Source organism: Pseudomonas sp. B22(2017), assembly GCF_002113105.1.
Taxonomy (GTDB): domain Bacteria; phylum Pseudomonadota; class Gammaproteobacteria; order Pseudomonadales; family Pseudomonadaceae; genus Aquipseudomonas; species Aquipseudomonas asiatica.
Genome location: NZ_NEJN01000040.1, coordinates 1 through 682, shown reverse-complemented (window position 1 = coordinate 682; position 682 = coordinate 1). Strand labels below are relative to the sequence as shown.

At 62.3% G+C, this 682-nt stretch carries 1 protein-coding gene; it reads left to right on the top strand.

Translation table 11 applies throughout. From position 1 onward, the window contains the following. On the top strand, window positions 1–682 hold a 682-nt coding region (locus CAG18_RS25930), incomplete at both ends, for a thiamine pyrophosphate-dependent enzyme (protein WP_256573461.1).

Genomic DNA, 682 nt, shown 5'->3' with positions numbered 1-682 from the left:
CTTCGTGCACCGCGCCGTCGAAGCCGCCGACCTGATCGTCAACATCGGCCACGACGTGATCGAGAAGCCGCCGTTCTTCATGGTCCGTGGCGGCACCGAGGTCATCCACATCAACTTCCGCTCCGCCGAAGTCGATGCCGTGTACTTCCCGCAGGTTGAAGTGATCGGCGATATCGCCAATGCCGTATGGCAGATCAGCGAAGCGCTGACCGACACCACACACTGGGACTTCACCCGCCTGATGGCCATCCGTGAAGCCAACGAGGCACAGATCGCCGAAGGTGCCGACGACAACCGCTTCCCGGTCTACCCGCAGCGCATGGTCGCCGACATCCGTCGCGTGCTCCCGTCCGAAGGCATCGTTGCCCTGGACAACGGCATCTACAAGATCTGGTTCGCCCGCAACTACAAGGCGCACAAGCCAAACACCGTACTGCTGGACAACGCCCTGGCGACCATGGGCGTCGGCCTTCCATCGGCCATGGCCGCGCATCTGGTACACCCGGACCGCCCGGTGATCTCGGTTTGCGGCGACGGCGGTTTCATGATGAACAGCCAGGAGCTGGAAACTGCGGTACGCCTAGGCATGCACATCACCGTGGTGATCCTGCGTGACGACGGCTACGGCATGATTCGCTGGAAGCAGGCCAACATGGGCTTCACCGATTTCGGCCTGGACTAC